The organism is Nostoc sp., from assembly GCF_054880495.1.
The window spans coordinates 1-5,477 of sequence record NZ_JBTYKD010000266.1 but is presented as its reverse complement, the minus strand read 5'-3'; the positions used below and the strand labels follow the sequence as shown (position 1 = coordinate 5,477).

The 5,477-nt window shown below is 45.3% G+C and carries 4 protein-coding genes; 2 read left to right on the top strand and 2 right to left on the bottom strand.

Annotated elements, in window-relative coordinates; translation table 11 throughout:
* Nucleotides 1–9: 9 nt before the first annotated feature.
* Complete coding sequence (gene lysA, locus ACYTXL_RS24105) at nt 10–1,407, bottom strand: diaminopimelate decarboxylase (RefSeq protein WP_461926938.1); 1,398 nt, start codon at nt 1,405–1,407, stop codon at nt 10–12.
* A 124-nt stretch (nt 1,408–1,531) separates the two neighbouring features.
* On the bottom strand, nt 1,532–1,744 hold the full coding sequence (locus tag ACYTXL_RS24100) for a hypothetical protein (RefSeq protein WP_461926937.1): 213 nt from the start codon (nt 1,742–1,744) through the stop codon (nt 1,532–1,534).
* Nucleotides 1,745–2,222: 478 nt separating this feature from the next.
* On the opposite strand from ACYTXL_RS24100, the gene rimI reads away from it, so the two are divergent.
* Nucleotides 2,223–2,774: a ribosomal protein S18-alanine N-acetyltransferase gene (gene rimI, locus ACYTXL_RS24095; protein WP_461926936.1), complete on the top strand. Its 552-nt coding sequence runs from the start codon at nt 2,223–2,225 to the stop codon at nt 2,772–2,774.
* A gap of 418 nt (nt 2,775–3,192) precedes the next feature.
* Nucleotides 3,193–5,477 (top strand): ATP-dependent Clp protease ATP-binding subunit (locus tag ACYTXL_RS24090; protein ID WP_461926935.1); only part of this gene is annotated, 2,285 nt, incomplete at its 3' end.

Below are 5,477 nucleotides of genomic sequence, written 5' to 3'. Positions count from 1 at the left end.
GACTAATGACTATATTTTTAGTCTTTCTGGTAGGCGATCTTGTCGAATTAAGTCTTGATAAGTTTCACGTTGCAAAATTAAATTTGCTTCGCCATTCGCCACTACAACTGCTGCAGGTCGGGGCAAGCGGTTGTAATTAGATGCCATACTGTAATTGTACGCACCAGTTCCCATAACTACGAGAATATCCCCTGGTTCAGTCTTTGGAAGTAGTGCATTGTGAATCAGAATATCTCCTGATTCACAATGTTTACCAGCAATTGTGACTGTTTCGGTTAAGGGAGAAGACATTTTATTAGCAACGACTGCCCGATAAACTGATTGGTAAGTAATCGGGCGGGGATTGTCAGACATTCCTCCATCAATTGCCACGTAGGTACGAATTTTTGGAATGACTTTGGATGAACCAACAGTATATGCAGTAACGCAAGCTGTGGCAATTAGCGATCGCCCTGGTTCACTAAGTAATTTCGGCAAAGGTAGATTTTCGGCTGCACAAGCTTCTTGGATCACTTCACAAATTGCCTTCACCCACTCTTCAATGCTGGGGGGATCATCTGATTCTGTATACTTAATCCCCAAACCGCCACCAACATTTAACTCTGTAATATTTAAACCATACTTCGCGGCATCCCGCAGCCACTGCACCATCACAGCGGCCAAATCTTGATGCGGTTGGCGCTCAAAAATTTGGGAACCAATATGAGCGTGTACTCCTATGCAATTAAGGGCAGGTTGTTGACTAACAAAGGTAAAAACTTGATCTAGATCGTTGGGATCAAAGCCAAATTTGCTATCTAAGTGTCCCGTGCGAATATATTCGTGGGTGTGGCACTCGATACCAGGAGTTAGCCGGAGCATGATCCGGATTGGTTGAGCAGGTTGAGCGATTTCCACAAGGGTACGCAATTCATACCAGTTATCCGCCACAATGGTGACACCAGACTTGATCGCTAAAATTAATTCTTCATGAGATTTATTATTTCCATGAAGGTAGATTTTCTGGGGACTAACACCCGCTTGCAAGGCGGTGGAAAGTTCGCCCCCAGAAACTACATCGATTCCTAAACCCTCAGAGGCAGCGATCGCACAAACTGCTAGACAATTCCAAGCTTTTGAGGCGTACAATACTTGAGATTCGCCCTTGTAATATTGCTTGAAAGCATCTCGGTATTGCTGACAAGCCGAACGCAAGGTTTCTTCATCTAAAATATATAAAGGTGAACCAAACTGCTCAACTAGGGTTGTGACATCACACCCACCAATTTCCAGGAGGTGATGATCATCAACTCTGGCAGTCAAGGGTAAAAGTTCTTGATTCGGCGAGGGATTGGCGCTGCTGTCGCGCCTTTGAGGTAAATACTGACTTCCAGAATGTTGAACCCCAGTGGGGTGAGTCGATACCATAACTATAAAAGTTGTCCTTGTTCAAATTACGGGCTTTGAGTTCGTCTTCCGATTCCCAGTTTACAAGCTAAACGGTAAGCATAAAGCTCAGTCACTTCAGTGCCTAGGTGCGATTCGTGCGACTTTAGTCGCAGTCAACATTAGCATTAGCCTCAACGTAGCGCTTTCTAATTAGTTCTTCTAAGTACTCGCTTTTACTTGTTGCTTCAACAGTACTAGCTAGTTTTTCAATCATTTGCCACGCATCATCTGTCAACCAAATGGTACGACTCTTTTTTGGACTGTCATAAAAAACGGGGATATTTCTTAATCGCTTTTTGCCTTTTCCTGTTGCCATCTTAGAACCGAGTGCTATACTAAAATATAGCACAGGCTGAAAAACCGCTAGTACGTGACAATACAAATCTAGGGTGTCCCTACACGATTGGCTAGGAAGTAGTAATGCTAGAGGCAGGAAAAACCTCTATAAAAACCGATGATACCCAGCAGGTATCGACAATCCAAAGAATTGAAAAACTTTAATTAAAAAAGATACGGCGGGGCACGCTGGAATCTGGAGAAAAGAGAGAACCAGGATTTTAAGACACTCTCGATAAAGTAACCGAAAGCTTGGGGACAAATGCCCACTGGGTTTTTGATGAATTGACTGGGCATCTCGTGCGAAGGTACGAATGTTTGGTTAAGTACTGCCAGTCTACTAGTCGGCGATTAGTGGGTGGGACATCAAAATTTAAGGCTGTTTGGAAGAACCTAGAATTTCAGTGTCTTTAGACCTGAGAGTGTCAAAAATGGTTTGTAATCTTACTTCAATAAATGTGATCTCATTAGATTTAGAAATTCAATTACTGAAAATAGAGCATCTGAGTGCATTGTTGGAACTTGATCAAGCCTGTTTTGGCGGCCTATGGACAATGGAGGGCTACCAACGAGAGTTGGACAGTCCCAACAGCGATCTGCTGGGTTTATTTTCCTCTGTCTCTAATTCGAGACTACTGGGAATGGGTTGCTTTTGGTCAATTTTAGAGGAAGCCCACATTACAATATTGGCGGTTCATCCCCAATATCACCGTCAAGGTTTGGGACAGGCTTTATTATATTCACTTATTAAGACAGCTTGCGATCGCAAAATGGAGCGAGCTACCCTCGAAGTGCGAGCTTCCAACTTGGGGGCTATATCTTTATATCAAAAATTTGGCTTTAAAACAGCTGGGCGGCGGCGGCATTACTACCAAGACAACGATGAGGATGCCCTAATCCTTTGGCTCCCAGATTTACAATACCCCCAATTTCAAGCAACTTTAGACCAGTGGCATTCCATGATCAGCGATCGCCTGGACAAATGCTCTTGGCACTTGCTTTTTAAATAGTTACGGATTATTAATTGGAATTATGGGGCTGGCGATCGGCTTCAGCAAAAAAATGCAACTTTGCGGCGGCTTTTTCATATTTAAATATCTTATTTAAAACTTATTACACATAAGAAAAAATCATTAAAATTCTTTTTAGTTGACATTTAAAAATAGATATGTTAAATATAAGTGTTTGGGATTGAGTAAAAAAACTCCTAATATAAGCAGTCAGCTATTTGTAATAAATCCCAAAAAGGCTGGTGAACTAAAGCTCCTCAGTACACCAGCCAGATAAAAGTAGTCAATAGTTAACAATTAGCCCATCAACCCAAGTCATAGCTTCAGGATGTCTACAATTTGTGATACAGACATCCAAAAGCTTTGCCTGTGCTAAAATCAGCATACCGGCACGACCGCAGGTGATGGGAAAAATGCCATGTTTGAACGCTTCACAGAAAAAGCCATTAAGGTAATCATGCTGGCCCAAGAAGAGGCCCGCCGTCTAGGTCACAACTTTGTCGGAACCGAGCAGATCCTCTTGGGTCTGATTGGCGAAGGCACTGGAGTGGCCGCCAAGGTGCTGAAATCAATGGGCGTCAATCTCAAAGATGCCCGAATTGAAGTTGAAAAAATTATCGGACGGGGATCAGGCTTTGTTGCCGTGGAAATTCCGTTTACGCCACGGGCAAAGCGAGTTCTAGAACTCTCCTTGGAAGAAGCACGCCAACTGGGGCATAACTACATTGGTACCGAGCATCTGCTGTTGGGCCTAATCCGCGAAGGGGAAGGCGTAGCAGCCAGGGTGCTAGAAAACCTCGGTGTGGATCTATCTAAGGTGAGAACTCAAGTCATCCGTATGTTGGGAGAAACTGCCGAAGTTTCACCAGGCGGTTCATCCGGGCGCACAAAAACCCCGACTCTGGATGAATTTGGCTCAAACCTGACCCAGATGGCAATGGACAATAAGCTCGATCCAGTGGTGGGACGCGCCAAGGAAATTGAGCGGGTGATTCAGATTTTGGGTCGCCGAACTAAAAATAACCCAGTGCTGATTGGGGAACCAGGGGTTGGTAAAACTGCGATCGCTGAAGGTTTAGCTTCCCGCATTGCCGCTAAAGATATCCCTGACATCCTAGAAGATAAACGCGTCGTCACCCTAGACATTGGTTTGCTCGTAGCAGGAACCAAGTATCGGGGTGAATTTGAAGAACGCTTGAAAAAAATCATGGATGAAATCCGCTCTGCGGGTAATGTCATTCTCGTGATTGATGAGGTACACACCTTAATTGGTGCAGGTGCGGCAGAAGGTGCTATTGACGCAGCGAATATCCTCAAGCCAGCTTTGGCTAGGGGTGAGTTGCAGTGCATCGGCGCTACAACCCTAGATGAATACCGGAAGCACATCGAGCGAGATGCAGCACTGGAGCGGCGTTTCCAACCAGTAATGGTTGGCGAACCTACAGTTGATGAAACAATTGAAATTTTATATGGTCTGCGCGAACGCTACGAGCAACACCATAAACTGAAAATCTCCGACGAAGCATTGGTGGCGGCGGCGAAATTGTCAGACCGTTACATTAGCGATCGCTTCCTCCCAGATAAAGCCATCGACTTGGTTGATGAAGCTGGTTCTAGGGTGCGCTTGATTAACTCCCAACTGCCACCCGCAGCCAAAGAGTTAGACAAAGAACTGCGTCAGATATTAAAAGAAAAAGATGACGCGGTGCGCTCTCAAAACTTTGACAAAGCTGGGGAATTGCGCGATCGCGAGATGGAAATTAAAGCCGAAATCCGCGCGATCGCTCAAAGCAAGACCAATGCAACAGGCACAGAAGGTGAAGAACCTGTAGTTACAGAAGAAGACATTGCCCACATTGTCGCTTCCTGGACTGGGGTACCGGTGAGCAAACTCACCGAATCGGAATCTGAAAAGCTGCTGCACATGGAAGACACCTTGCATCAGCGTTTAATTGGTCAAGACGAGGCTGTGAGAGCAGTTTCACGGGCAATTCGTCGCGCTCGTGTCGGTTTGAAGAATCCCAATCGACCCATAGCTAGCTTTGTCTTCTCTGGACCTACTGGTGTGGGTAAAACCGAGTTGGCGAAGTCCTTGGCTGCATACTTCTTCGGTTCCGAAGAAGCGATGATCCGCTTAGATATGTCCGAATACATGGAGCGTCACACCGTCAGCAAGCTGATTGGTTCACCTCCAGGTTACGTTGGTTATAACGAAGGTGGTCAGCTAACTGAAGCCGTGCGGCGGCGTCCTTACACCGTGGTGTTGTTCGACGAAATCGAAAAAGCGCACCCCGATGTATTCAATATGCTGCTGCAAATTTTGGAAGACGGGCGGTTAACTGATGCCAAAGGTCGCACGGTGGACTTCAAAAACACCTTGCTGATTTTAACTTCCAATATTGGTTCTAAGGTAATTGAAAAAGGCGGTAGTGGTATCGGCTTTGAATTCTCCGAAGATGCCAGCGAGTCAACTTACAACCGGATTCGCTCTTTGGTGAACGAAGAATTGAAGCAATACTTCCGTCCAGAGTTCCTCAACCGACTTGATGAAATTATCGTCTTCCGTCAGTTGAGCAAGCCGGAGGTAACACAAATCGCCGAAATTATGCTCAAAGAAGTATTTGGTCGTCTGACGGAAAAGGGTATCACCTTAGAAGTCACCGATCGCTTCAAGGATCGCTTGATCACTGAAGGTTACAGTCC

Coding starts and splice junctions, on each gene's coding strand:
- lysA (WP_461926938.1), bottom strand. CDS start 1,407: ATGGTATCGACTCACCCCACTGGGGTTCAACATTCTGGAAGTCAGTAT.
- ACYTXL_RS24100 (WP_461926937.1), bottom strand. CDS start 1,744: ATGGCAACAGGAAAAGGCAAAAAGCGATTAAGAAATATCCCCGTTTTT.